The following is a 24,842-nucleotide window of genomic DNA, read 5'->3' as shown; positions in this document are numbered from 1 at the left end:
TGAGTGTCCAAGTGGCCGTGGAATGGGTGTCCAAGTCAGCGTGGAATCGCTGTCCAAGTGTTCGTGGACTGGGTGTCCAAGTGCGCATGGAATCCCCACTGCTGGTTAAAACCGAGGAATGCCTGAGTCATTTGCAACTGATCAGCAATGACAAGGATGCCATCGACTGCATGCTAAGCACGCTGCTCAAACTGGCCAACAAGGCCGACGCTTTGGCTCTGGCAGCCGTTTCGGAGTTTTCGTTGCACATCCATGGCTTGCTGAGCCATGCCCAGAATCACTTGGATTTACACGACCAGGCCCTGAGTGCGCTGAAAGACTGCCTGACGTTGATCGCCTGGCAACTCGAGCTAATCGATCAGAAGACCGGCCAACTCAGCCTTGATGACAGCGAACAGACATCCCTGATCGAAGCCTTCGCCTTTCAGGTCGGACAACGCCAGTTTCAGCCCCCTGCCAGTTCCAAGCCGTTCACACTCGCTTCCTTTGCAGGTCGGCAAGCCTGAATTATCGGGCCCCTATGCCATGCTGCGAATTTTTATTGCCATGACTGACTCTCCCGTTTTAGCGGGCTCATGTCGCAATTGATTATTCCTTACCTGCTGACGACGACCCGAAACAAATAAACCATTCTTGCCACCCAACTTTTTCCATTATGGAACTGCTGTCCATAAATGCTTATTTCCTGACGCTGCAAACATATATACCAAACGCGACCAACGGTATCTTAAGTGGTATTATGCCGCCCATTAGTTGACGTCAATTAATGGCAGAGTGACTCCAGACAGAGACCCGTCATCCTCGATGCCCGGTCTTCCCGCAGCGAACATCCATTGGCTCCATCCGCTATGTACGCCAGCCTCAAGTCAATCACGCTAAGGCCCCCCTCCCAAAAAAACGCGCGCCGGGTCACGCTTATGTTGTGCACCTGCTCGGCGCTTGGCTGCCTGCTGATTTATAGCCTGTCCACGCCTCTGCCGCTGAGTCTGCTGGTACTCAATATTGCGGCATTGACCTGCGTCTGGGTGCAGTATTGTCTTTCGCGCAAGTCGATAAAGTTTCAACCCCAGGAGTTGGCTGACCGTCTGTTGGAGGTTCAGGAAAACGAACGTCACCGGCTCAGTCGGGAACTGCATGACGACATCGGCCAATTGCTGACTGCGGCAAAACTTCAAAGCGACTGGCTCAAACGCCGAATGCCCGAAGAACTTCAGGGCCAGTGTTCAGTGCTCTGCGAAACGCTGGAAGAAACCCTGGCCAAAGTGCGAGACGTATCGGCCATTCTCAATCCGAGGCAACTGACCAGTCTCGGGCTGGAAGCCAGTCTGCGGGCGCACTTACTCAAGACACTGGCCAACACGCCGGTGCACTGGAGCCTGGAATGCCATCAGCGCTTGGCCGGTATACCGGAGGAAATGACGCTGGCGGCCTTTCGAATCACTCAGGAAGCGGTGACCAATATACTGCGCCATGCCGAAGCAAAAAATCTGTTGGTCCGCCTGCAACGTCTGCCTCAGGGCCTGACACTGTTGATCAGTGACGATGGCCTGGGATTCGCGCCAGCGACCGATCCAGGTCGTGAAGGACAGCGTGGAATGGCTGGGATGTCGGAACGGATCAATCAGTTGGGAGGCACACTGAGCGTGACCAGCGAGCCGGGCAAAGGCACTCAAATCGAAGCACTCTTCCCCTGGGCGCCTCGTGCGCTCGAACGGGCCAGTACGAATAAGGTTGTGCGTTGACTTGTAACTTACTTCTGGTGGATGACCACTCGCTTATCAGGGCAGGCGTGCGCGCTCTGGTGCTTGATATTCCCGGCTATGCCGTAATCGGTGAAGCCAATGACGGCTCGCAGTTGCTTGATATGGTCGAGCAACTGTCCCCCGACATCATCCTGCTGGATATTTCCATGAAGGAAACCAGTGGCCTTGACGCATTGCAGCAACTCAAGCGAGTACGCCCGCAGAGCAAGGTGCTGATCCTGTCGATGCACACTGATCCAGCACTCATCATGCAGGCACTGGAATCCGGCGCACATGGTTACCTGCTCAAGGACACCACGGCTACCGAGCTCGAACATGCCCTGGATGCCTTGCGTAACAACGAACGCTACCTGAGCCCGGCCATCGCCCACACCGTCATCAACCAGGCACTGACCCGAACTCAGAAAAACCAGCCGGAACCTACCGACTCGCACAACCTGACAGCGCGCCAGCTGGAAATTCTTCGGCTGATCGTTCGCGGAAAATCCACCCGGGAAATTGCCAATGGCCTGGGCCTGAGCATCAAGACCGTTGAAACCCACCGTTCGCAGATCATGAAGCGCTTGCAGATCTTCGATGTGGCGGGCCTGGTGCTGTTCGCCGTGCGCGAGCAAATCATCAGCCTGGATGATTGATCAATTGCGATGACGCCAGCAGCGGCGAATTTTCAGGTAAATGCACGCGCAGTGCCGCTGGACGTGCCGAGAAACGCAAGTTGTCACCTTCCAGAGGTTCGCCATCGACGTTGATGTAAAGGCCTTCCGAGACCTTGATTTCGACCCATGGCAACCGGACTCGCATAAACATATTGTCGATGCTGAAGCCATCGGCGAGCAGGGTTTTCAAGGTACCGACGACTTCCTGCGGCGCAGGCAGAATACTGATGTCCAGCAGACCGTCGTCAACCAGTGCTTCTGGACACAACACATGCCCTCCGCCGGCCTGTCGGCCATTGCCGATGCCCAATGCCAACAGCTCGCCACGCCACTGGAAATCAGGCCCCTGCAACTCACCATAGGCTGCATGCAACTCACTGAAGCGCGATAAACCGGTGAACAGGTAAGCCGCGCCGCCGAGGATTTTTTTCAAGTCCTCCGAAGTGTTTGCCGTGACCTGACTACCAAAACCGCCCGTGGCCATATTCAGGAACACCTGCCCGCCGACCTCCCCCAGATCAATGGCGCTCGGCGCAACCTCGAGAAGTTCCAGTGCCTGCGCGGGTTCCAGAGGCACGCCAGCGGCACGCGCAAAATCATTGGCGGTCCCCAAGGGCATCAGTGCCAGACTGGCCTGCGTCGAATACGCCGCCAAGGCTTCGGCAGTATCGCGCAAGGTACCATCACCGCCACCGGCGATGATCTGCGTGTAGCCTGCCGCCAGTGCTTCATCTACCAGACGCTGGGCGTCTCCCGCTTCCCAGGTCACTCGAACGGCCAGCTCCCAACCCTGTTTGCGCTTGTCCGCAACGGCAGAACGAACCGCCTCGTTAAGCGCTTGCTTGCCATGCAGAATCAACAGCGCCTTGCGTTCGCTCATTCGTTGTCACTCCCATGATTGAATTCCGTATGGGAGATGTTGACCTCGTCGTACCGCAAAAAAGTCGCAAGAATTTGAAATATTTGAAGGCGAGCCCTATGGCGTCCTACAGGGCGGGTTTTTTTCTTACAAGAGGTGAGGAATCGGCTCAATTGACCGACCAATGCGATTGGTACACCTTGGCGTCTGCGTTATTAAACATCAGCAGGAATTCACAGGGACGTGCCATGCAAAACCATGAAATCAAGTCACCGGACATCCCGGTCATACTGTTCGCAGAAAAACGCGCCAATCATCAAGCTGAATTCAAAAACAGCGCAAAGGCCATTGGAGAAGCTGATATGGAGTCTCGCGTCGTTGAATTGGAGACACACCTCAAATACATTCGACGAGACATGGATGACGTCCGTAGTGACGTCAAATCCATAAAACACAGGCTTGCCTATTCGGCGATCGGAACAGCCGTCGTCCTCGGGGTTCTGGCCTGGATCGCCAATAGCCGTTTCGACCAGGTCGTGACACTCCTGGCTCACTAAGGGTAAGCCAGAAACGCAAAACCCGGTTCGATCAACCGGGTTCGATCAACCGGGTTTGCGCAATAAGCCAGCGGCAGGCGTCAGCTCAGGACTTCGCTCAGCGGGATGAAGCCCACGGAATCACCTTCGATCAGCGTGCGATCCTCCAGCACCTCAACCAGACCATCAGCCCAGGCAGCGCTACGCAGAACCCCGGAACTTTGATTCCTGTAGATAATTGCCCGGCCATTTTCCAGACGTCCGCGCAAGTACTCGCGTCGATTGCCTGCTTTTGGCCATGCAAACCCTGCAGGCACCTGAAACTTCAGGGGCTCAACCTCTTTTACACCCTGTCGGCGCAAGAGATAGGGCCTTGCCAACAAAGCAAAGGTCACCAGCGTTGAAGCCGGATTACCAGGCAAACCAATCACGGGTACGCCGCGAAAATGCCCGAATGTCAGCGGTTTGCCGGGTTTTATGGCGAGTTTCCACAATATCAACTCGCCCTCTTCACGCAAGGCAATGCCCAGAAAGTCAGCCTCTCCCACCGAAACACCTCCGGTGGAAAGGATCAGATCGACATTTTTTAATTCACCCAGTTGAGTGCGGGTGGTCGCTAAATCATCCGGAAGAATTCCGGCATCGATCACCTCACAACCCAGGCGCTGCAACCAACTGCACAGCAACACTCGATTGCTGTTGTAGATCTGTCCCGGCCCCAGAGCCTGACCCGGTTCAATCAGTTCATCCCCGGTGGACAGAACAGCAACGCGAACCTTGCGAATCACGTCCAGCTCTGCGCATCCCAGCGATGCAGCCAACCCCTGTTCGATTGGCCCGAGGCGCGTGCCAGCTGACAGAATCAGTTCACCAACAGTAGCTTCCTGGCCTTGAGGACGAATGTTTCGTCCTGGGCCCATGGTTTCGGTGAAACGTACTCGCTCATCCGCTTGAACCTCGGTGTTTTCCTGCATCTCGACACAATCTGCACCAGCGGGCACCGGCGCACCGGTGAAGATTCGTGCACAGGTGCCAAGCTCCAAGGGCTCCGGAGCCTGACCAGCAAAAATCTTCTGGCTGACCGCCAGTGGCTCTCCAGTCCAGTCGGCCACGCGCAGGGCATAGCCGTCCATGGCACTGTTGGGCCAAGGTGGCAGATCAAGCGTCGAGACCAGGTCGTCGGCCAGCACCCGGCCCCGAACCTGCGCCAATGGCAAGCGTTCACGCTCACGAATCGGTGAGGCTTCGGCCATTGCCAGCAAGCGCGCCAATGCCACCTCGACAGCCATAAGACTGCCAGTCTTGCCTGGCTTACCCTCGGGATTCACAGGGTGCCGCCTGTTTGAGATGAGCGACGAAGTTGCACGGGCGGTGCCGCGAATCCAGCTGCTCGGCAAGAATGCCATCCCAACCGGTGCGCACGGCATTGGTCGATCCCGGTAAACAGCAGACCAGCGTGCCATTGGACAAGCCGGCCAGGGCACGGGACTGAACAGTAGAGGTGCCAATATCCGCCATCGATATCTGCCTGAACAGCTCACCAAAACCGTCGACCTGTTTATCCAGAAGGCAACTCACCGCTTCCGGAGTGCTGTCGCGCCCCGTAAAACCGGTACCGCCAGTGATCAGCACCACCTGCACGACATCGTCGGCAATCCAGTTGGCGACTTGCGCGCGAATTTTGTAGAGGTCATCTTTGAGCAGAACCCGGGCCGCCAGGATATGGCCGGCAGCACTCAAACGGTCGACGAAGACCTGGCCTGAGGTATCGGTTTCCAGGGTACGGGTATCGCTGACCGTCAGCACCGCGATGTTAAGCGGTGCGAAAGGTACATCAGCCTTGGCTTTCATAGGCTCATCCAGTTGTAGGAGAAACAGCCCGGTGTTATATCACAGCGGCTCATTTTTTCGCCGCTCCCATGGAGACCTGCCATGACCTCGAATACACATTTGCCGCCCTGCTCCATTCTGCTCCTGGCAGGTGGTCGTGGCCAACGCATGGGCGGTCAGGACAAAGGGCTGCTGGAATGGCACGGCGAGCCATTGATTGCCCACTTGCACCGCAAGACCCGTTCACTGAGCGATGACCTGATCATCTCCTGCAACAGAAACCAGGAAAAGTACGCGCCCTACGCCGACCAACTGGTTCATGACGATGAAAGCGACTTTCCTGGCCCCCTGGCCGGTATTCGCGCAGGCCTGAAGGCGGCCCGCCATGCGCATTTGCTGGTGCTGCCTTGTGACGTACCACGCATAGACGCCGCGCTGCTCAATCGCATGCGCGACTTCGCCAGCCAGCACCCGGACCAACCGCTGATGTTGCGCCATGGCGAACATTGGGAACCTCTGTTGTGCATTATCCCCGTGGCACTCTCGACCGATTTCGACAGTGCCTGGAACGACGGAGAACGCAGCCCGGGTCGCCTCATGCGCAAACTGGGCGCTACCGCCCTGCAATGCCCCGACAATGATCCACGCCTGGCCAACCTCAACACACCAGAACTGTTAAGTGTCCCCAACACTGTGTCAGACTGACAAGAGAAGGAACTTGCGCTCGCTGTACACGTCTCAAGCTCAGTAACCAAAAGAATTCATATACGGAGACACACTCATGACTCAACGGACCCTCGCCACTTTCATGCTCGCACTGGGCCTTGCTACCCTCGCCGGTTGCGCGTCGCCGACAGTGATCACCTTGAATGACGGTCGAGAAATCCAGGCTGTCGACGCGCCAGAGTTCGATAAAGATTCGGGTTTCTACGAATTCGAACAACTGGACGGCAAGCAGACCCGCATCAACAAGGATCAGGTTCGTACCGTTAAAGAGCTGTAATTTTTACGGTAACACCGGATATTGAGAAGCCCGCTTTGTGCGGGCTTTTTCGTGGCTAAAGATCAGCAGATTCGCTGAGCCTCGTGATCACCACTGCAGGGTGATGGTGCTATCGAATGCTCTTTCCTGGCCGGTGACCGGGTCCACAAACCGTAACCCCTGAGCGAGCAGCTTCAAAGGATTGGCATAGTCATCCTCAACATCCTTGAGTACCTGTGGATAAAACGGGTCGTTGCAGATGCTGGCACCCAAGGCGGTCATGTGCACCCGCAACTGATGCTTCTTGCCCGTCACCGGGTAAAGCGCATAACGCCAGAGATCACCGTTCTTCTCCCTGACTTCGACAGCCGTTTCGGTATTGCTGACGCCCGGACCTTCCTGCATACGGAAGAAAGGCTCGCCCTCGATGAGCCGACTCTTATGGACCAATGGAAAAGAGAGTTCAGGCAACGCTCGGGCAATGGCCTCGTAGCGCTTTTCGATCTGTCGTGTAGGAAACAACGATTGATAGGCAGAACGACTCTGAGGGTTGGCGGAAAACAGCACCAACCCCGCGGTGTGCCGGTCAATGCGATGCAACGGCACCAGATGCGGGTTATCGAGTCGGCGGATCAGCCGTCGCAACAGGGTCTGCTCCACGTATTCACCCGCCGGAGTTACTGGCAGAAAATGCGGCTTGTCCGCCACGACCAGATGCTCATCCGCGTACAGAATCGACTCAACCACCGGGATCGGCTTTTCGTCCGGCACCTCACGGAAATAATGAATCCGCAAGCCTTCCTTGTAAGGCAGATCAAGGGCGATCGGCATGCCATGCCCATCAAGCACACGACCGCGGGCGATTCTGTCCAGCCATTGTTCACGACCAATGGCGCTGAAGTGTTCGCACAGACAATCGAGTACGGTCTGCCACGGACCAGGCGGCAAGTAGAGCGTGCTGGCCTGGTTATGTGCAGCAGAAAAAGATGAAGTGGACATACGAAAGCTCTAACCCTCAATACAGGGCGGCATTATCCAGCAGTGGCCGGAACGAACCTAGAAGAGAATCCTCAAGCCGGTATCTGCGTGCGCGCTGCCGCTTCGGTGAACTCCTTGAGCCAGCGCAGCACATCAACCGCCTCCCATCGACCAGGGTCATAAAGCGCATACAACAAACCCTGATAGCCCACGACATCCAACTGCCGGTGATAGCCCGCGCGCTGGAACAAGGCTTCGATTTCGGCGAAACAGGTATTGAAATGCAATTTATTGAACGGGGTTTTTCCTTCTGTCACCAAGCCATCCAGTCGCAGCTCGAGGACAGCCTCGCGCACCACGTCCGCCGACATCCGGTTCACGCTGTTCTTCAATTGTTCGACATTGACCACGATTCATCCCTCTCACGCCCGGACCGCCTGCCCAAACCCGAAAACCAGGGGTACAAGGCAGGCATCACGAATTACTGTATGCGCATACAGTATCCGATCAGTGCCGGTAAAGCCAAGGGGATCCATCGCAAAGTTCGACAGGCGGAAACTCCGTCACCGCAACAACGGCTTAACCCAGGAACGCCACCACCTGATCGGCACTGAACGGCCAGCCCAGCTCGGCACCAGTATCGACCCGTCGTAATACCGGAATACGCAGACTGTAAGCTTCGAACCATGTTTCGTCGTTCGCGATATCCACCAGCTCCACCAGCAGACCTCGCTCGACAAATTCCATCAGCATGGCTTCGGCCACTTCACAGAGATGACACCCAAGGGTGCCGAACAGCTGACATTCAGGAAGCATGAGCGCTCAACCGAAAAAATTAAGTCATCATTCTAGGCCTGCTCCGAAAAACCGTCGAGCCATTGAATACTCTACCCTTGAGCCATAACGGCAACGAATTGCGGTAATACACTGACGCACATCAGTTGTCTTCAATATCCATTGCGCGATGCTCACGGATTATTTGCCTCTACGCTTGAATTGCCAGCGTCCATCACCGGAGTTTTTGTGTTTGCCAATCTGTTGATCATCTTCGCCTCCTCCTTGGTGGTCATTGCACTGTTCCAGCGCCTGCGATTGCCGCCGGTGCTGGGTTACCTGTGCGTGGGGCTGATGATCGGGCCGACCGCATTCAACTGGGTGAATGAAAACGAAGAACTGCCGGACCTCGCCGAGTTGGGCGTAGTGTTTCTACTGTTCTCCCTAGGGCTGGAGTTTTCCCTGTCGAAGATGCTCGTGTTGCGCCGAGTGGTGTTCGGTCTTGGCAGTCTGCAGGTGCTGTGTTCCGGGATGCTGCTAGGTGGGTTACTGATGCTGTTCGGCGTGTCGATCACGCCTGCGCTGTTACTCGGCGTCGGCCTGTCGCTGTCTTCCACGGCCATTGTCAGTAAAGAGCTGAGCAGTCTCGGCGAGATCTTCAGCAGCCATGGTCAGAATGCCATCGCCGTGTTGCTGTTCCAGGACGTCGTGGCGGTGCTGCTGTTGACCCTGGTGCCCGTGTTCGCTGGCAGCAGCGATCAGGCCTGGTATTGGGCGCTGCCACTGACGCTGGGTAAAACCGTCGTGCTGTTCGTCGGCCTGTTACTGGCCAGTCGCTGGTTGCTGCCGCGGCTGTTCCATGAAGTGGCGGCTGCCCGTTCCCCAGAACTGTTCGTGCTACTGGCGCTAGTCATTGTTCTGCTGACAGCGTGGCTGACACACCTGCTCGGTCTCTCCCCTGCCCTGGGGGCGTTTCTCGCCGGCATGCTGCTGGGGGAAAGCCATTACCGGCACCAGATCGAGGCCGACATCCGCCCGTTCCGCGACATCCTGCTTGGGCTGTTTTTCGTCAGTATCGGCATGCTGATCGACTTGCAGTTGTTCGCCAGCCACGGCCTGTTGATTCTCGGCCTGACCCTGGGGTTGCTGCTGCTCAAGGGCTGCGTCGTTGCGCTGCTGGTCAAATGGCGTGGCAGCGATGGCGAAACCGCCTGGCGCAGCGGCCTGGCATTGGCCCAGGGTGGCGAGTTCTGCTTTGCGCTGATGGCACAGATGCAGCAGAACAAACTGATGCCCGCCGATTTTGGCGGTCTGCTGCTGGCGGCGACCTTTTGTTCGATGCTCTTCACGCCGTTGCTGCTACGCGCCGCGCCTCACATTGCGACACGCCTGCACCGCAAACCCAACGAAGAAGCGAAACTTGAAGAAATCAGCGCGCTCAATGCCGGGTTACACAACCATGTCGTGATCTGTGGCTACGGTCGCGTCGGCCAGTCCATCGGACGCGCGCTACGCAATGCGCAGCAATCCTACATCGCACTGGATATTGATCCGGTGCGCGTCCAGGAAGCCGCCGTTGGTGAAACCTGTGTGCACTATGGCGACTCACGCCGCGGTGAACTGCTAGTCGCGATAGGGCTGGAGCGCGCCAGGCTGATGGTGATCGCCGTGGACCAGACCGACATCGCGTTACTGATCCTCAAGGAAGCGCGCCGACTCAACGCGACCGTGCCGATTCTGGTACGTACACGCGACGACAGCCAACTGGCCGAGTTGAAGGCATCCGGCGCCAGCGAAGTCGTGCCCGAACTGCTGGAGTCGAGCCTGATGCTCGCCTCCCACGCGCTCATCATGCTGGGATTACCCGCGCATCAGGTACAGGAGCGGGTCGACCAAATTCGGCACGACCGCTATCGCCTGCTGCACGGCTTCTATCCAGGTGCTGACGACGAAGAGACCTAGTCCTGACTGACGGCGCCGATCTTGTGCACCGACAAATCCGCACCGTAATACTCTTCTTCCTGACTCAGGCGCAGACCATGGAACGCTTTGATCGCGCCATACACTGCAAAGCCACCGGCCAGCGCCACAACCACGCCCAGTGCGGTGCCGATCAACTGGCTGATCAGACTCACGCCGCCCAGTCCACCCAACGCGCTTTGGCCGAAAATGCCGCAGGCGATCCCGCCCCAGACGCCACACAAACCATGCAACGGCCAAACCCCCAGCACATCGTCGATGCGCCATTTGACTTGAGCCGCAGTGAAGCACCAGACAAACAATGCGCCGGCGATGCCCCCAGTGGTCAGCGCGCCCACCGGATGCATCAGATCGGAACCGGCACAGATCGCCACCAATCCGGCCAGCGGGCCGTTATGCAGAAAACCCGGGTCATTGCGCCCGACGATCAGCGCCGCCACGGTACCGCCGACCATGGCCATCAGCGAGTTCACCGCCACCAGCCCGCTGACACCTTGCAAGGTTTGCGCGCTCATCACGTTGAAACCGAACCAGCCGACGATCAGGATCCACGATCCCAGCGCCAGAAAGGGAATGCTCGAGGGTGCAAACGCCACCAGTCGCCCTTCGCGATAACGACCATTGCGCGGCCCGAGCAACAACACCGCCGCCAGAGCCAGCCAACCGCCCATGGCGTGAACCACCACCGAGCCGGCGAAATCATGGAAGCTGGCACCAAAGTGCTCCAGCAACCAGGTTTGCAGGCCAAAGTTGCCGTTCCAGATCATGCCCTCGAAGAACGGATAGATGAACGCCACGATCAGTGCCGTCGCGCACAACTGCGGGACAAACCGGGCACGCTCGGCGATGCCTCCGGAAATGATCGCGGGAATCGCCGCAGCAAAGGTCAGCAGGAAGAAAAACTTCACCAGCCCATAGCCATGATCAGCATTGATCACAGCCGCCGGTTGCATGAAGGTCACCCCATAGGAAATCCAATAGCCTATAAAGAAGTAGGCCAGGGTCGAAATGGCGAAGTCACTGAGAATCTTCGACAAGGCATTGACCTGGTTCTTTTGTCGAACCGTGCCGACTTCAAGAAAGGCGAAACCGGCGTGCATCGCCAGCACCATGACCGCGCCGATCAAAATGAACAACGTATTGGAGCTATGGACCAGACCGTCCACAGCGCTTTGCAGATTTTCCATGGGATTGGCAGACCTGAAGGCTAAAAAGCACCAAAGCAGTTCGCGCAGACAATTCATGCACCAAGTTGCACCCGGTCGGGATCAGCAGAGTGACCCCGATGAGCCGCTTTGGCGCACAAGGTTGGAACCTTTGCGCGAGTTTTCATTATTTGAGATAAGGTTTTGCTCGAATCCTGCCCAGCAACAGCGCAACGGCGCAGACAGATGCACCACGACGTAGCAAAAGTTGTACCAGTCATTTGTACTGAACCTTCGCGCAAGGCTCATACTCGAACGTTTCAGAAGCCACTTACGGAGATCCACCCATGGCCAGCATCAAGGCAAAGACTGCTCAAGAAATTCTGATGAACGATTTTCAGACTCTGGTCAGCGACACCGAACGCTTGCTGGAACACACCGCAACCTTGGCCGGCGATCAGGCTGACGAGTTGCGCGAGCAAATCCACGACAGTCTGCTGCGTGCACGCGAAACCTTGAAATTGACCGAAGACTCCCTGCGCGAACGCAGCAAGGCCGCCGTTACCGCCACCGAAGACTATGTCCAGGCCAACCCATGGCAATCGGTCGGGATCGCGGCCGGCGTGGGTTTTCTGATTGGCTTGCTGGCCACTCGGCGCTGATATGGCGATCGGCGAATCCGGCTCGTCCGCGACGGGCCCAAGCTCCTCACCGCGGCGCCTGGGTGCCGCTTTTCTTGGACTGTTGCACAGCCATGTCGAACTGTTCGGCATCGAATTGCAGGAACAAAAAGCCCGCACCGTAAGCCTGTTGTTATTCGCGGGCCTTGCGCTGGTTTTTGCCTTGCTGTTGTTGGTGGGGTTGTCGACGCTGGTGTTGATCCTGTTTTGGGACACCTACCGTCTGGCGGCCATCATCGGGCTCTGTATTTTCTACACACTGGCGGCCATTTTTTGTGCGATGCGCTTGAGAGCGGCGATTTTCGATGAATCATCGCCCTTCCACGGCACCCTGGAAGAGTTGGCCAACGATCGGGAGCGCCTGCTGCCATGAGCCTGCCTGAACTGCCTCACAACAGCTCGCGCACCGAAATGCGCAAGGCGCTGATCCGCCTGCGCATGGAAATGCATCGTCAGGAAATCCGCCATGAATCCGCGCAACTGCTGCAACCCTTGCAGCGCGTGCGCGGGATGACACAAAACCTGCAGGATGGCTTCGGCATCAAGCACGCTCCACTCTGGGGCGTGGCAGCCGTCACCTTGCTGGGCTTTCTGACGGGTAAGGGCGCCAAGAGCGGTGGCGTCAGCAGCCTCACTCGACTGGTTCGTATGGGCGCCACGCTGGGGCCATTGATCAAGCTGGTCATGCAAGGCTCTTCGCGTAACCACTAAGGCCGTTATCTGGCTGCATTCTTGCTACATCGGAATTGAACCTCTTTATCGAGAGGTTCAATTCTGCACGCCTACCGGACGAAGAGGTTTTATCCAATAACAAGACCTGACCAAGGAGGCTTCGTGATCGACGGGCAACCGCTCGCCTGTTTTCAGCCATTCATCGATACCGCCGGGCTGTAGTTCTGCTTGCAGGTCCGGACGCGAACCCGGAAGCTTAGGCCATCAAACACCTGACGGAGAGAACCCGCCTTGGATTGGCAAACCCTGCTTACTCGCGAACGCCTCGGAAAGCCTCTGCACAGCCCGGAAGAACTCGGCCGCAGTCCTTTCCATAAAGACCACGACCGGATCATTTTCTCGGGCGCTTTTCGCCGCCTCGGCCGCAAGACCCAAGTCCATCCGGTCACCAGCAACGATCATATCCACACGCGCCTGACCCACTCGCTGGAAGTCAGCTGTGTCGGCCGTTCGCTGGGCATGCGCGTCGGCGAAACCATCCGCAGCGCCCTGCCTGACTGGTGCGACCCCAGCGACCTGGGCATGGTGGTGCAATCGGCTTGCCTGGCCCATGACATCGGCAATCCGCCCTTTGGCCATTCCGGCGAAGACGCAATTCGCCACTGGTTCAAGCAAGCCGCCGGCCGTGGCTGGCTGGATGCAATGAGCGAAGTCGAACGCAATGACTTCCTCAATTTCGAAGGCAATGCCCAAGGCTTCCGGGTACTCACCCAGCTGGAATATCACCAGTTCGATGGCGGCACCCGGCTGACCTACGCCACGCTGGGTACTTATCTGAAGTATCCATGGACGGCAAAACACGCGGATTCGCTGGGCTACAAGAAACACAAGTTCGGCTGCTATCAGAGCGAATTGCCGCTTCTGGAACAAATCGCCCAAAAACTCGGCCTGCCGCAACTCGAAGAACAGCGTTGGGCGCGCCATCCGCTCGTGTATCTGATGGAGGCGGCCGATGACATCTGTTACGCGCTGATCGACCTGGAAGACGGTCTGGAAATGGAGTTGTTGGAGTACGCCGAAGTCGAGTCCCTGTTGCTGGACCTTGTGGGTGACGATCTGCCGGAAACCTATCGCCAGCTTGGTCCACTGGATTCGCGCCGGCGCAAACTGGCGATCTTGCGAGGCAAAGCCATTGAACACCTGACCAACGCTGCAGCACGGGCCTTTGTCGAGCAACAGGACGCGTTGCTGGCCGGCACGCTGCCCGGTGATCTGGTGGAGCACATGCACGGCCCTGCCAAGCGATGCGTACTGAATGCCAAGGACATGGCGCGCAAGAAAATCTTCCAGGACAAGCGCAAAACCCTGCACGAAATCGGCGCCTACACCACCCTGGAAATCCTGCTCAACGCCTTTTGCGGTGCGGCGCTGGAACAGCATAACGGTCGAACGCCGTCCTTCAAGAGTCGCCGAGTCCTCGACCTGTTGGGTAACAATGCGCCCGATCCTCACGGCCCATTGCACGCCTCGTTTCTACGAATGATAGATTTCATCGCCGGCATGACCGACAGCTATGCAAGCGAAATGGCGCTGGAGATGACCGGTCGTTCGAGCCACTGATGAGTCCTGGGTGATCAGCCATTACGCCGCCTGCAATGGTTGATTTGCCTCTCAAAACCCAAGTGCACTCAACGTTCGCCGAATCCCCCTACAACATGCGCTGAGCTAACTGATCGATTATTCGGTAACCTCGCGAAATAATCTCGCTTCATTCAGTTCGACAGAAGAAGCGTGAATACTCCTATGTTCAAAGACGATCTGCGCATCTTGCTGGTGGAAGATCACCCCTTCCAACTCCGGGCGACTCAATATCTGCTTGAGAGTTACGGTTTCACCCAGCTGACCACCACCGACAGTGCCTTTGGCGCCTTGCAACAAATGCTCAAGGCTGTGCAGCCATTTGATATTCTTTTGTGCGATCAATGTCTGCCCGACCTCTGCGGCCTTGATCTGGTCGAATTCGCCAGCCACCGGGGGATGATTAGACAAGCAATACTGTTAAGCAGCCTGACATCCATTGAACTGGATGAACTTGAACAAAAGGCCAACGAACACGGACTGCCATTATTGGGGTATTTGATAAAACCGCTGAAACAATCCGAATTTAGAAACTTGTTGACCTTGGCCTCATTGTAAAAAATCGTACACCAACCGCACTAAAAATCCAGATCAAACACAACTCACAACTTACAATCAACTACTTCCAACCTCTCGACTGACCACCAACAATCTCTACCCTTCTTCATAAAAAACCTAGTTGATGCGTAGTCTCATTCTTTTTCAACTGTAGGATTGTTCCTATATTGCCGCTGCAGGTCCGTCAGCTCATGCGTCGCCTCAACTATCTGAGCTAAGGTGCGCGCTTTATTTGAGCGCGTATGGGATTTGATTATGAACTCCGTTTTTATTGTCGACGATCACCCGGTTATCCGCCTTGCCGTCAGAATGTTGCTTGAACATGAAGGTTACAAAGTCGTCGGCGAAACTGATAATGGGGTCGACGCCATGCAGATGGTTCGCGAATGCATGCCTGATCTAGTCATTCTCGACATCAGCATTCCCAAACTGGATGGGCTGGAAGTTCTCGCCCGTTTCAACGCAATGAGTACCCGCCTGAAAACATTGGTGTTAACCGCACAATGCCCGACACTTTTCGGCATTCGCTGCATGCAATCCGGCGCATCGGGATATGTGTGTAAACAGGAAGAACTGAGTGAACTGGTCAGCGCTATAAAGGCCGTACTATCAGGTTACAACTATTTTCCAAGTCAGGCCTTGAATCCTGTTCGCAGTGATGACGCGCGATTCGCCGACCTGGAACTGTTCAAGTCAGTCAATGACCGGGAACTGATGGTATTGCAACTCTTTGCCCAAGGCCGCACCAACAAGGAAATTGCCAAAGGTATGTTCCTGAGCAACAAGACTGTCAGCACTTATAAAAAACGCCTCATGCAAAAACTCAAAGCCAAATCCCTGGTTGAACTCATCGATATGGCAAAACGTAACGCGTTAGTGTGAGAAACAGGATGCCCAGTCGTATAAAGGATTATCTGACACTCATGGCCGCAGGTTTATGCCTGGCCGCCTCAGTGGCCGCTGCGCAGACCGTCAGCGAGAACTACACCCTGATCAGTCGCTCAATGGCCGGACACCAGGAAGTCCAACTGGATAACGCACAACGACAATGGATTGAGAATAAACGGGAACTGATCCTGGGCACGTCGGCCCCGGACTACCCCCCTTTCGACCTGACCCTCAGTGGTAACGACTACGAAGGTTTTACCGCCGATTACGCGGGTATCCTCGGCAAAACAACCGGCTTGCCAATCAAGGTTTTGAGACTTGCGTCCCGGGACGCCGCTATAGAGGCACTCGAAAATGGCGAGATCGATTTGCTGGGGACCGCCAATGGATTCGAAGCTCACAACGCTGAAATCGTACTTTCCACCCCCTACGCCGTGGACCAGCCGGTTCTGGTGACACGCGAAGGTGAAACCAGATCCTTGACCGATGGCCTGGCCGGCCTACGGTTGAGCATAGTGTATCACTATTTGCCGCTGGAGGAGGTCAATGCAATGTATCCCGGGGCGATCATCACGTCCTTTCCGTCCTACCAGAATGCGATCAATGCCGTTGCCTTCGACCAGGCTGACGTTTTTCTGGGTGACACCATTTCTACCCATTACATGATCAACAAGGGGTATCTGAACAATATCCGCATGGCCAACTTCGGCAAACACGAAGCACACGGCTTCAGCTTTGCCGTGCACAAGGACAACCCGCAACTGCTCGGGATCATCAACGCAATGCTCATGGCCATCCCCACCAGCGAACGAGACAATATTGCCAAGCGCTGGAGTGCCGGCAGTGACATGCTGCTCACCGATCAAAAACTGCAACTCACCCACAACGAGGAGCGCTGGCTGGCACAACACCCGGTAGTGCGTGTGGTAGTCAATGAAGCGTTTGCACCGCTGACATTTTTCGACAGTGATGGCAACTTTCGTGGGGTGGCCGCGGACTTGCTCGAGCTGATCAGGTTGCGCACCGGTTTGCGCTTCGACGTTCGTCGCACCCGCAGTGATGACGAGATGATCGAGCAGATCAGAGACAACAAGGCCGACTTGATCGCCGCCCTGCTCCCCAGTGCCCAACGTGAAACAGCGTTGAACTTCACCCGCCCCTACCTGCAAAACTCCTTTGTCCTGCTGACTCGCAAAACCGCCGGCAGTCCGACAAGCCTTGCGCAGTTGCAGGACAAACGCCTGGCAGTCGCCCAAGGCAATCCATTGGTGGATTACCTGCGCAGCAAGTTCCCGCGGATCAAGCTGATTGAAACCCCGGACTCGTTCAGCGCCGTGGAGTTGCTGGCCGAGGGCAAGGCAGAAGGTGCGGTGAATTCACTGGTGATTGCCAACTACTTCATCTCATCGCAGCTCTTCGAGCACACCCTTCAAATCAGTACGACCATCGGCACCCGGCAGGCCGCGTTCTCCCTGGCCACAGGCCGAGATGCCAAAGAACTGAACGCCATCCTCAACAAGGCACTACTGAGTATTGCTCCGGAAGAACTGGGCATCATCAACAGCCGTTGGCGCGGCTATTCGGCGTCCTCGCAAAGTACCTGGCGCAACTTTCACCGATTGTTCTACCAAATCGCTATCGGTGCCGGGGTGCTACTGCTGATTTCCGTTGCCTGGAACGCTTACATGCGTCGCCAGATAAAGCAGCGTCAGGCCGCCGAGCGTGCATTGAACGATCAACTTGAATTCATGCGATCACTGGTCAACGGGACGCCTCATCCCATCTACGTCCGCGATCGTCAGGGTCTGCTGCAAAGCTGCAACGACAGTTACCTGGAAGCCTTCTGTGCGAGACGTGGAGACGTCATCGGCAAAGGCGTCATGCATGGCAACATGAGCAATGCGTTCGAAGCCCGGGAGTACCAGGCCGATTACCAACGCGTCGTGGCCGAGGGCATACCGCTGATTCTCGATCGTGCGCTGCACATCGGCGGCCGCAGACTGACGATATACCACTGGATTCTTCCCTACCGTGATTCGAGCGGTGAAGTGCAAGGCATCATCGGCGGCTGGATCGACATCAGCGAACGGCGGCAACTGTTCGATGATCTGCGCTATGCCAAAGAGCGCGCCGATGAAGCCAACCGTGCCAAAACCACGTTTCTGGCGACCATGAGCCATGAGATCCGCACCCCGATGAATGCGGTCATCGGCCTGCTCGAACTCACGCTGAAACGCATCGATCATGAGCACCCGGATCGTCCGGCCATCGATGTGGCGTACAACTCGGCGAAGGACCTGCTGGAGCTGATCGGAGACATTCTCGACATTGCACGGATTGAATCCGGACGGCTGAGCCTGAGCCCTGAACGGGTCAATCCAAGTGAAATCGTGGCCTCGGTGGTGCGGGTTTTCGATGGACTGGCGCGCCAGAAAAGCCTACGGCTGCAGCTGGAATTTCGCCCTGCCAATCCGGGGTTTGATGTCCTGTTGGACCCGATGCGCTTCAAACAGGTGCTGTCCAACCTGGTGAGCAACGCTATCAAGTTTACGGAGCGCGGCCAAATCAGGATCATCGTCGACCTGCACCCAACCGCCGAGCCTGAGCGGGTCCGGATGCTGTTGCAGGTTTACGACAGCGGTATAGGGATCAGTAAACAGGATCAGCAGCGGTTGTTCGAACCTTTCGCTCAAGCCGATCACTCCGGGCAGTTAGCCAGAGGCGGTGCGGGTCTTGGGCTGGTGATCAGCCGCAGCCTGTGCGAAATGATGGGCGGCAGCCTGCAATTGAGCAGCCAGCCAGGTGTCGGCACTCAAGTCGAAGTGTCGTTGCACCTGGCAACACTGCCACTCGAACGGGAGGCAGAGAACGCTGAAGCCAATATCTGCACCACGACTATCGCCTTGAACATTCTGGTGGTCGACGATCACCCCGCCAATCGCTTGCTCATGTGCCAGCAACTGGAGTTTCTGGGCGTAGAGATTCATTAGATTTTGAACCAGGGTCATTAAAAGCTGAATCGGCCCGTAGAAGCCCTACCCTTGACCGACATTTACTTTGACTGAAGCTACCATTGCAGCAGCTACTCTTTGATCGATTACAACCCTTGCTAACGGGCAGCAATCAGTCAGGAGCGGTCACTGGACAGACGAGTGGCTAATAGATAGCGTCGGCCTTCTGTACTGATCTTTACCGCGGCTGGGCTTGGCATCATCAATGTCGCGTTTTTCCCAGGGCTAAGTCGCGTTTAAACGCGAAGGTGATGCCGCGATAGAGTAGTTAAGCGTATTAGTTGGAGGAGTTGCGATGACAACAATCGATGTGAAATCCCGATTTGAAGCAAAGCTTCTTCGTCCGGCAAAACCGGGTAATGATGCGTCGTGGGCGTTCGTAGTACTGCCAATAGACGCGAGTCAACAGCTTCCGAGACGAGGAAGGACGACAGTTGAAGGCACAATCAATGGGCACCCTTTCCAGGCGACCCTTGAGCCGGATGGTCAGCTGAGCCATTGGCTTCAGGTCAGTAGAGAGTTACTCGAAGCCGCAGGCATGGCCGTTGGGGATGTCGTTACACTAGAGCTAAGCCCTGTGAAGAAGGAACCCGAGCCTGACATCCCACCCGATTTTCAGGAGGCTCTGGAAGCCACTCCTGAGGCTCGTAAAGTTTGGAACAATACAACGACCATCGCACGAGTAGACTGGATACATTGGATTACTTCAGCCAAGCAACTTAAGACGCGCGCAAAACGAATTGGTGATGCTTGCGATATGCTTGCATCCGGCAAGAAGCAGGTTTGCTGTTTCGACGAATCCGGCTACTACAGCAAGGCCTTCCGTGCGCCCGAGGGAGAAATTCTTTAAATGGAACATTCCCTGGAATGCGCCTGACAATGCGTTGAAATCGTTCGCTTCGTTCACCGGGAGCGGCTGAAGCCAGCCTTCCAGCTTAACTGTTATGAATATCTGCAAAGGGTTGTGGTCCTTCGCGACGGGCAGCAATCGGCCCACAGTGTGTAAAAACGCTTCGCCAAAATTGAAGTGTGCGCGTCTACGTTAAATCTGAAATTTATCGGCACGTCAGCAGATGTGGATTTCGCGTAGAAGCGCGATTTTCAGTCCGGTTTTGAGTACCTGTCGCGCTCAAAAACGTTTTTACACAGCCTCGGCCAGAAGCGGTCAGTCATTTGTCTAAAAGATTGCGGCAGTGAAACGGGATAATTTCACCTGCTTTCTAAGAACGCATACCCATCCAGATTACCGCTTCAGTCCATGCAGTCACCATCGGTGTCAGTACCCTGAACCAGGGATCGCGCACATCAATCTGCGCTGCTGAGTGGTCATGATGGTGCTGCTCCTCCTCCACAATCGAAGTAATGGCCGCCACCGCGTGGAGATCGATCTCGCCCAGCACATCTAGTTGATGAGCCAGGTGCTTGAGCACCACACTTTCAACCGCGACGGTAGTAGCGACAATGGCTTTGCGGCCACAGATGCCAGTAACCAGACCCAACGCCAGACCGCCGATGCCACACAACCAATAACTACGGCAGCGGGGATAATTGCGACGTTGCAGCTCCTCCTGAAAAACCGTCCGATGGCGGCGCTCGTGGGAGAGGAACTCCTTGAGTTCATTCACCATGCCCGGGACGAAAAGCCGGGCCATAAACAACTGTCCACTGTAGATACAGATCGCGCCATGCTCGCCCGCATGGTCGACCTTCATCATGCGGTTGCCGAGGTCTTCGCCCTTAGCCGTGTAGTCTGGTGAATTCACATTGAGATTTCTTGTTCGAGGGGCTTGGTCATCGGGCCTGTCCTTGCTCTTGAGCCAGCATCGTGCTGTAACGCCAAGCAGATAAGCAAGTGAGTTCGCAGGGCGGCCCCTCACCATCGTCGATTTGGCCGATCGTTAAGCAGCTGACAGACCGCTTTGGGTCCAGGCTGTGTGAAAACGCACTAAATACATCGAAAGTTGAGAGCTACGGGCGTTGCCTTCGAAACCAGCAGACTGACGCGCGAATTGCCCTCGTCAGCTACATAGGCGTTCGTAAATGCTGTTTGGGCTGCGTCAGCGGCCCAAACAGCCACTCACGGACGACCAAGCGGCTGGATTCACGCCCTGATCGCTTCAAGCAGTCCTGAGATGCCGAAGATGCTCATCATCCGTTTGAGGTTGTAGGCGAGCACGTGAAGGCTCATTTCGGTGCTTACCCTTGGTAGGGTTTTGGTTAGGAAGTGCGTACTTCCCATCCAGTATTTGAGCGTTCCAAAAGGATGTTCAACGGTCTGTCGGCGACGCCTCATCATCGTTGGATCATGTTCCAGCCGTACCTGCATCGCATCGACTACGGCTTCATGTTCCCAGCGTTTTACCCGGCGCTCCTTACCCGTCGTACACTGCTTCTGCATTGCGCAGGACTGGCAGCCCGAGAACCAATAGCAGTGCAGTAGCATGCCGTCTTCCACCGAAGAATGCCGCCGGGTCAGTAACTGTCCCGCAGGGCATCGATACTCGTCCGATGCAGCAACGTAAATGAAGTCCTGCTTACCAAATCGGCCTTCGGCTTTGCTGCCAGATGTGAGGGGTTTCGGTACGAAGGTAGTGATGCCGGCTTGCTCGCAAGCAAGGATTTCCAGACCTTTGTAATAGCCTCGGTCGGCCACCACCGTTAGCGATTCAGCCTCGATTTCTTCACGCGCCTGGTTCGCCATATTGCTCAGTTGCCCACGATCATTGCCAACGTTGGTCACCTCATGGGCAACGATCAGATGGTGTTTGTCGTCGACAGCTGTTTGTACGATGTAGCCAACCGTTCCGGTGCCTCGGCCGCTCGTAGCCATAGAGCGTGCATCTGGGTCTGTGAGGGAGATCTGCTGGTCTGGACTTTCGTGGAGCTGCGCCTCGATTTCCTTGAGTTTTTGCATCTGCTGTTTCAGTGTTTCTATCTTTTCTTTCAGCCGCTCGGCTTTGGCCTCGGCCACTTCGGGCGTTGCACGATCCGCCGAATCCATCGCCGCCAGATAGCGATCAATGCTCTGCTCGATCTGTTGCATGCGTGCCTTCACCTTGCCCTGAGTGAAGTTGCGGNCTCGGCCACTTCGGGCGTTGCACGATCCGCCGAATCCATCGCCGCCAGATAGCGATCAATGCTCTGCTCGATCTGTTGCATGCGTGCCTTCACCTTGCCCTGAGTGAAGTTGCGGTCGCGATTATTGACGGCTTTGAATTTGCTGCCGTCGATGGCGATGATCGACTGAGAGAAGAGATTGAGGTTGCGGCAAAGAACTACGAACTGGCGGCATACGCTGCGAATGGCTTTGCCGTTGTCTTTGCGAAAGTCGGCAATGGTTTTGAAGTCCGGGGCCAAACGCCCCGTTAACCACATCAACTCGACGTTGCGCTCGGCCTCTCGCTCAAGCCGACGGCTGGACTGAATCCGATTGAGGTAGCCGTAGATATAGATCTTCAGCAACACCGCTGGGTGGTAGGCCGGACGACCAGTTGCGGCAGGATCGACGCCCTCAAAACCAAGCGCCCCCAGGTCGAGTTCATCGACAAAAACATCAACCACGCGCACTGGATTTTCTTCGGCTACGTAATCGTCCAGACACTCCGGCAGCAACGTCACTTGCGTCCGTGCCTCACCTTCGATGAATCGCTTCATGATCGCCCCCGATACGATCTCGACGATCAGAAGATTAGACAATTGCAGGTGTTTTCACACAGCCTGGGCCGTTTTCTGCCCGTGGTGAGAGGCAGAAAACGGCCAAAACCAGTCATACACCTTCACGCCCCACGGGACCCGCGCCGCGCCGAAGCATGTACCTACTTTCGTCCTTAGCACTGCATTTCCAGAGATGTGCGGCCATTACGATCAGAAATCGGTCTTCTGCGCCGGTTTTCGGATCCGGGCTTACGCTTGGTCGCGGGAGCCTGACGTATCCGCGTCAGATGCTGTTCCAGCGTGTCAGCGCGAGCATGCTGTGCTGCCGCATGTTGCTGGGTTTGGCTGAGCTCGGTTTGGATCGACTCCAACCGCCGTTGTAACTGCTCGACGTGCCGCCCGGCTGGGCCGAGATCGCCTTGCCCTCCTCCCGCGCGCGGTCGACCTTGCGGTGTGCACGATCTTCGACTCCACGCACATAGTTCTCCTGCGCAACGTGCTCCTGCTCGGCTTTAAGCCGCAGAGCCTGGAGATCCTGCTGTAACGTCTCATTTTGATGCTGAGCTTCACGCCGCTCGCGCAACAAGCTCTCGCGCTGCTGTTGCAGATCCTCGATCTGCAACTGGCGCTGGGACAGCAGCAGTTCCAGGTCAGCCAGCCGCAACTCGGCTGCCTGGCGCCCGGCCACGGCCTCTGCCGCGTGTTGGCGAAACTGCGCCGCGTCCTGTCGTGCCTGGTCTTCGACCGCCGCTACTCGTTCGCGCTCGGCAGCTAGCACCTGTCGCTGCTCGGCCAGCGCCTGCTCGGCCGTGCCCTGCGCCTGGTGGATCGCCTGCTGCCACACCTCGACGAACGCCTGCGATACCTCAGCGGGCAGGGCCCAACGCGAATCTAATAGCCTTTAGACCGATCAACCACATTCAACAGAGTCATTCCCTCAAACTCTCTTCGGAGATTCTCAACTATCACCGCCACACCACCTTCAATCTGCACATCGCTTGCAATATGAGGGGTCAAGAGTACTCGAGGGTGTTTCCAGAGTGGGTTGTCTTGAGTGGGAGGCTCTTGTACCAGAACATCCAGTACGGCACCTCCCAGACGGCCTTCATTCAACGCAGAAAGCAGAGCCGTTTCTACAACGTGGGCGCCACGTCCCACGTTAATCAGTCCAGCTCCATGAGGCAGACAATCAAGCCTCGCAGCATTGAGTATCCCGTCTGTTTCGGGAGTCAGCGGCAACAGGTTCACAAGGATGTCGCACTGCCCTAAAAATGCCTCTAATTCGTCTGTGCCTACGTAACAGCGACCATCTGGCACCTCCTTCAAAGAGCGATTCCAGCCACTGAGCTGAAATCCCAATGGCTGAAGGCGATCAAGCGCGGCGCGTCCGAGATTGCCAACCCCCATAACACCAATACGCCGCTGTGAAGCGTGCACGATTGGTCGAGGTTGCCAGCGACCACTGCGTTGATCCTCTTGGTAAGCGAGGATGTCTCGATGCAAGGCGAGAACACCAAACAGAACATACTCGGCCATGATGTCAGCCATCGAGCTATCTACCAGCCGTATTAGCGACACATGAGCAGGCAAATGGGCCAAATCAAACTGGTCAACTCCAGCCCCGGCAGCGTAGAGGAGCCGAAGATTACCAAACTGCTCCGCTAGGTTGGCGAGAGCTTCCCAAGCCAGAATGTAGTGCACCTCTTCCGGGTTACCGATATCAGGCCATTGCCGGAACTCTAGTTCAGGGACGAGCGTTGACAGGCAAACTCGCCATTTCTCCGCATCGGCGGGGTCGGCCATGTAAAGGATGCACATTGAAAACTCCCTATTCGCCTTTCAGGTGCGCATAGCTATCAACGAATCGCTTAAATTTGTGTTTACCACATGTGTAGGCTTCATACTTCGCGGGTAACGCCTCACTCACGCAGGTTGGCACAGGCTCAACAACCGCATCGAAATCCAAATCAATAAAGAAAGGAATTGAATAGCGCTCTAGACCACTAGTATTTATGACGCGATGCATTGTCGAGGTGTAGCGATCGTTGGTGAGGGTTTGAACTAGATCACCAATGTTGACGATAAACGTGCCTTCCACTGGTGGGGCAGTAACCCACTCCCCTGCGCGGTTCCTGACTTGTGCGTATTTCGCTCATCGTGACCGGTCATTTCGCTAACAACGTGACCGGTTTCTCCACCCGATTGCGCGGGGTCTAAATTCTAACCGCATCGGTCACG

The 24,842-nt window shown here is 56.2% G+C and carries 23 protein-coding genes and 5 pseudogenes; 15 read left to right on the top strand and 13 right to left on the bottom strand.

The genetic code is table 11. The features are described from left to right. The first annotated feature begins 86 nt into the window (after positions 1-86). The 3 genes from ACXPVS_RS26670 to ACXPVS_RS26660 all read left to right on the top strand — a co-directional run bounded on the left by ACXPVS_RS26670 (position 87) and on the right by ACXPVS_RS26660 (position 2,398). Positions 87-506: a hypothetical protein gene (locus tag ACXPVS_RS26670; protein WP_458512563.1), complete on the top strand. Its 420-nt coding sequence runs from the start codon at positions 87-89 to the stop codon at positions 504-506. A 342-nt stretch (positions 507-848) separates the two neighbouring features. Beyond that, on the top strand, positions 849-1,742 hold the full coding sequence (locus ACXPVS_RS26665; RefSeq protein ID WP_458512562.1) for a sensor histidine kinase: 894 nt from the start codon (positions 849-851) through the stop codon (positions 1,740-1,742). Next, positions 1,739-2,398, top strand: coding sequence for a response regulator transcription factor (locus tag ACXPVS_RS26660; protein ID WP_458512560.1), 660 nt, complete (start codon positions 1,739-1,741; stop codon positions 2,396-2,398). The genes ACXPVS_RS26665 and ACXPVS_RS26660 overlap by 4 nt, the downstream gene beginning before the upstream one ends. On the opposite strand, the gene yegS is transcribed toward ACXPVS_RS26660, so the two are convergent. Next, positions 2,382-3,299: a lipid kinase YegS gene (yegS, locus tag ACXPVS_RS26655; protein ID WP_458512559.1), complete on the bottom strand. Its 918-nt coding sequence runs from the start codon at positions 3,297-3,299 to the stop codon at positions 2,382-2,384. The genes ACXPVS_RS26660 and yegS overlap by 17 nt on opposite strands. 227 nt (positions 3,300-3,526) lie before the next feature. On the opposite strand from yegS, the gene ACXPVS_RS26650 reads away from it, so the two are divergent. After that, positions 3,527-3,835: a hypothetical protein gene (locus ACXPVS_RS26650; RefSeq protein WP_458512561.1), complete on the top strand. Its 309-nt coding sequence runs from the start codon at positions 3,527-3,529 to the stop codon at positions 3,833-3,835. Between the two features lie 80 nt (positions 3,836-3,915). On the opposite strand, the gene ACXPVS_RS26645 is transcribed toward ACXPVS_RS26650, so the two are convergent. Beyond that, positions 3,916-5,142 carry a molybdopterin molybdotransferase MoeA gene (locus tag ACXPVS_RS26645; protein WP_458512558.1) on the bottom strand — a complete coding sequence of 409 codons (1,227 nt, stop codon included), beginning with the start codon at positions 5,140-5,142 and terminating at the stop codon, positions 3,916-3,918. Then, positions 5,126-5,665: a molybdenum cofactor biosynthesis protein B gene (gene moaB, locus ACXPVS_RS26640; protein WP_458512557.1), complete on the bottom strand. Its 540-nt coding sequence runs from the start codon at positions 5,663-5,665 to the stop codon at positions 5,126-5,128. Before moaB ends, ACXPVS_RS26645 begins: the two co-directional genes overlap by 17 nt. Before the next feature lie 81 nt (positions 5,666-5,746). Between moaB and mobA the strand changes: the two genes are divergently transcribed. Beyond that, the gene (mobA, locus tag ACXPVS_RS26635) at positions 5,747-6,349 is read left to right on the top strand and encodes a molybdenum cofactor guanylyltransferase MobA (protein WP_458512556.1); all 603 of its coding nucleotides are present in this window, start codon (positions 5,747-5,749) and stop codon (positions 6,347-6,349) included. A gap of 76 nt (positions 6,350-6,425) precedes the next feature. After that, positions 6,426-6,647, top strand: a complete 222-nt coding sequence (locus tag ACXPVS_RS26630; RefSeq protein WP_458512555.1) for a YgdI/YgdR family lipoprotein — start codon at positions 6,426-6,428, stop codon at positions 6,645-6,647. A gap of 87 nt (positions 6,648-6,734) precedes the next feature. Here the strand turns inward: ACXPVS_RS26630 and ACXPVS_RS26625 are convergent, their stop codons facing one another. The 3 genes from ACXPVS_RS26625 to ACXPVS_RS26615 all read right to left on the bottom strand — a co-directional run bounded on the left by ACXPVS_RS26625 (position 6,735) and on the right by ACXPVS_RS26615 (position 8,420). Continuing rightward, positions 6,735-7,625, bottom strand: a complete 891-nt coding sequence (locus tag ACXPVS_RS26625) for a pseudouridine synthase (RefSeq protein ID WP_458512554.1) — start codon at positions 7,623-7,625, stop codon at positions 6,735-6,737. A gap of 71 nt (positions 7,626-7,696) precedes the next feature. Further along, the gene (locus ACXPVS_RS26620; RefSeq protein WP_008145883.1) at positions 7,697-8,014 is read right to left on the bottom strand and encodes a hypothetical protein; all 318 of its coding nucleotides are present in this window, start codon (positions 8,012-8,014) and stop codon (positions 7,697-7,699) included. Between the two features lie 169 nt (positions 8,015-8,183). Beyond that, positions 8,184-8,420: a glutaredoxin family protein gene (locus ACXPVS_RS26615; RefSeq protein ID WP_458512553.1), complete on the bottom strand. Its 237-nt coding sequence runs from the start codon at positions 8,418-8,420 to the stop codon at positions 8,184-8,186. Between the two features lie 207 nt (positions 8,421-8,627). Here ACXPVS_RS26615 and ACXPVS_RS26610 point away from each other — a divergent pair, with 207 nt between their 5' ends. After that, on the top strand, positions 8,628-10,340 hold the full coding sequence (locus tag ACXPVS_RS26610) for a cation:proton antiporter (RefSeq protein ID WP_458512552.1): 1,713 nt from the start codon (positions 8,628-8,630) through the stop codon (positions 10,338-10,340). Here the strand turns inward: ACXPVS_RS26610 and ACXPVS_RS26605 are convergent. Beyond that, positions 10,337-11,545, bottom strand: a complete 1,209-nt coding sequence (locus ACXPVS_RS26605) for an ammonium transporter (RefSeq protein WP_458512551.1) — start codon at positions 11,543-11,545, stop codon at positions 10,337-10,339. The two genes, ACXPVS_RS26610 and ACXPVS_RS26605, sit on opposite strands and share 4 nt — an antisense overlap. 305 nt (positions 11,546-11,850) lie before the next feature. On the opposite strand from ACXPVS_RS26605, the gene ACXPVS_RS26600 reads away from it, so the two are divergent. The 8 genes and pseudogenes from ACXPVS_RS26600 (at position 11,851) to ACXPVS_RS26565 (ending at position 19,800) form a co-directional block, all read left to right on the top strand. Then, complete coding sequence (locus tag ACXPVS_RS26600) at positions 11,851-12,165, top strand: DUF883 family protein (RefSeq protein WP_017340000.1); 315 nt, start codon at positions 11,851-11,853, stop codon at positions 12,163-12,165. 1 nt (position 12,166) lies between these two features. Beyond that, positions 12,167-12,556 carry a phage holin family protein gene (locus ACXPVS_RS26595; RefSeq protein WP_458512550.1) on the top strand — a complete coding sequence of 130 codons (390 nt, stop codon included), beginning with the start codon at positions 12,167-12,169 and terminating at the stop codon, positions 12,554-12,556. Continuing rightward, positions 12,553-12,894, top strand: coding sequence for a hypothetical protein (locus tag ACXPVS_RS26590; RefSeq protein ID WP_458512549.1), 342 nt, complete (start codon positions 12,553-12,555; stop codon positions 12,892-12,894). The genes ACXPVS_RS26595 and ACXPVS_RS26590 overlap by 4 nt, the downstream gene beginning before the upstream one ends. Positions 12,895-13,146: 252 nt before the next feature. Next, positions 13,147-14,475 carry a deoxyguanosinetriphosphate triphosphohydrolase gene (locus tag ACXPVS_RS26585; RefSeq protein WP_458512548.1) on the top strand — a complete coding sequence of 443 codons (1,329 nt, stop codon included), beginning with the start codon at positions 13,147-13,149 and terminating at the stop codon, positions 14,473-14,475. A gap of 183 nt (positions 14,476-14,658) precedes the next feature. Next, a complete protein-coding gene (locus tag ACXPVS_RS26580; protein ID WP_458512547.1) occupies positions 14,659-15,051 on the top strand; it encodes a response regulator in 393 nt (130 codons plus the stop codon). Between the two features lie 255 nt (positions 15,052-15,306). Further along, positions 15,307-15,933 (top strand): response regulator, encoded by a 627-nt coding sequence (locus ACXPVS_RS26575; RefSeq protein ID WP_458512546.1) that lies wholly within the window; start codon positions 15,307-15,309, stop codon positions 15,931-15,933. An 8-nt stretch (positions 15,934-15,941) separates the two neighbouring features. Then, positions 15,942-18,914, top strand: a pseudogene (locus ACXPVS_RS26570) (transporter substrate-binding domain-containing protein); the annotation flags it as partial. Between the two features lie 331 nt (positions 18,915-19,245). Beyond that, entirely contained in the window at positions 19,246-19,800 is a 555-nt protein-coding gene (locus ACXPVS_RS26565) for a DUF1905 domain-containing protein (protein WP_458512545.1), read from the top strand. A 370-nt stretch (positions 19,801-20,170) separates the two neighbouring features. Here ACXPVS_RS26565 and ACXPVS_RS26560 read toward each other — a convergent pair whose 3' ends face one another. The 6 genes and pseudogenes from ACXPVS_RS26560 to ACXPVS_RS26535 form a co-directional block, all read right to left on the bottom strand. Then, the gene (locus tag ACXPVS_RS26560; RefSeq protein WP_458512544.1) at positions 20,171-20,713 is read right to left on the bottom strand and encodes a 3-demethoxyubiquinol 3-hydroxylase; all 543 of its coding nucleotides are present in this window, start codon (positions 20,711-20,713) and stop codon (positions 20,171-20,173) included. Between the two features lie 338 nt (positions 20,714-21,051). Continuing rightward, positions 21,052-22,027 (bottom strand): annotated as a pseudogene (locus ACXPVS_RS26555) (IS1182 family transposase); the annotation flags it as partial. Between the two features lies 1 nt (position 22,028). Beyond that, positions 22,029-22,604, bottom strand: a pseudogene (locus tag ACXPVS_RS26550) (transposase); the annotation flags it as partial. A gap of 173 nt (positions 22,605-22,777) precedes the next feature. Continuing rightward, a pseudogene (locus ACXPVS_RS26545) lies at positions 22,778-23,484 on the bottom strand (DNA-binding protein); the annotation flags it as partial. 11 nt (positions 23,485-23,495) lie between these two features. Further along, positions 23,496-24,407, bottom strand: coding sequence for a 2-hydroxyacid dehydrogenase (locus ACXPVS_RS26540; RefSeq protein WP_458512543.1), 912 nt, complete (start codon positions 24,405-24,407; stop codon positions 23,496-23,498). Between the two features lie 25 nt (positions 24,408-24,432). Next, a pseudogene (locus tag ACXPVS_RS26535) lies at positions 24,433-24,732 on the bottom strand (2OG-Fe(II) oxygenase family protein); the annotation flags it as partial. Positions 24,733-24,842: the final 110 nt, after the last annotated feature.

The organism is Pseudomonas sp. Ma2-10 (genome assembly GCF_054330215.1).
Note: the sequence above shows the minus strand (reverse complement) of the source record. Positions and strands in the feature narration are given on the sequence as shown.

What these genes read in the sequence shown, in the direction of transcription:
- ACXPVS_RS26670 (WP_458512563.1), top strand. Translation starts at nt 87, where the DNA reads ATGGAATCCCCACTGCTGGTTAAAACCGAGGAATGCCTGAGTCATTTG.
- ACXPVS_RS26665 (WP_458512562.1), top strand. Translation starts at nt 849, where the DNA reads ATGTACGCCAGCCTCAAGTCAATCACGCTAAGGCCCCCCTCCCAAAAA.
- yegS (WP_458512559.1), bottom strand. Translation starts at nt 3,299, where the DNA reads ATGAGCGAACGCAAGGCGCTGTTGATTCTGCATGGCAAGCAAGCGCTT.
- ACXPVS_RS26650 (WP_458512561.1), top strand. Translation starts at nt 3,527, where the DNA reads ATGCAAAACCATGAAATCAAGTCACCGGACATCCCGGTCATACTGTTC.
- moaB (WP_458512557.1), bottom strand. Translation starts at nt 5,665, where the DNA reads ATGAAAGCCAAGGCTGATGTACCTTTCGCACCGCTTAACATCGCGGTG.
- mobA (WP_458512556.1), top strand. Translation starts at nt 5,747, where the DNA reads ATGACCTCGAATACACATTTGCCGCCCTGCTCCATTCTGCTCCTGGCA.
- ACXPVS_RS26630 (WP_458512555.1), top strand. Translation starts at nt 6,426, where the DNA reads ATGACTCAACGGACCCTCGCCACTTTCATGCTCGCACTGGGCCTTGCT.
- ACXPVS_RS26625 (WP_458512554.1), bottom strand. Translation starts at nt 7,625, where the DNA reads ATGTCCACTTCATCTTTTTCTGCTGCACATAACCAGGCCAGCACGCTC.
- ACXPVS_RS26615 (WP_458512553.1), bottom strand. Translation starts at nt 8,420, where the DNA reads ATGCTTCCTGAATGTCAGCTGTTCGGCACCCTTGGGTGTCATCTCTGT.
- ACXPVS_RS26605 (WP_458512551.1), bottom strand. Translation starts at nt 11,545, where the DNA reads ATGGAAAATCTGCAAAGCGCTGTGGACGGTCTGGTCCATAGCTCCAAT.
- ACXPVS_RS26600 (WP_017340000.1), top strand. Translation starts at nt 11,851, where the DNA reads ATGGCCAGCATCAAGGCAAAGACTGCTCAAGAAATTCTGATGAACGAT.
- ACXPVS_RS26595 (WP_458512550.1), top strand. Translation starts at nt 12,167, where the DNA reads ATGGCGATCGGCGAATCCGGCTCGTCCGCGACGGGCCCAAGCTCCTCA.
- ACXPVS_RS26590 (WP_458512549.1), top strand. Translation starts at nt 12,553, where the DNA reads ATGAGCCTGCCTGAACTGCCTCACAACAGCTCGCGCACCGAAATGCGC.
- ACXPVS_RS26580 (WP_458512547.1), top strand. Translation starts at nt 14,659, where the DNA reads ATGTTCAAAGACGATCTGCGCATCTTGCTGGTGGAAGATCACCCCTTC.
- ACXPVS_RS26575 (WP_458512546.1), top strand. Translation starts at nt 15,307, where the DNA reads ATGAACTCCGTTTTTATTGTCGACGATCACCCGGTTATCCGCCTTGCC.
- ACXPVS_RS26565 (WP_458512545.1), top strand. Translation starts at nt 19,246, where the DNA reads ATGACAACAATCGATGTGAAATCCCGATTTGAAGCAAAGCTTCTTCGT.
- ACXPVS_RS26540 (WP_458512543.1), bottom strand. Translation starts at nt 24,407, where the DNA reads ATGGCCGACCCCGCCGATGCGGAGAAATGGCGAGTTTGCCTGTCAACG.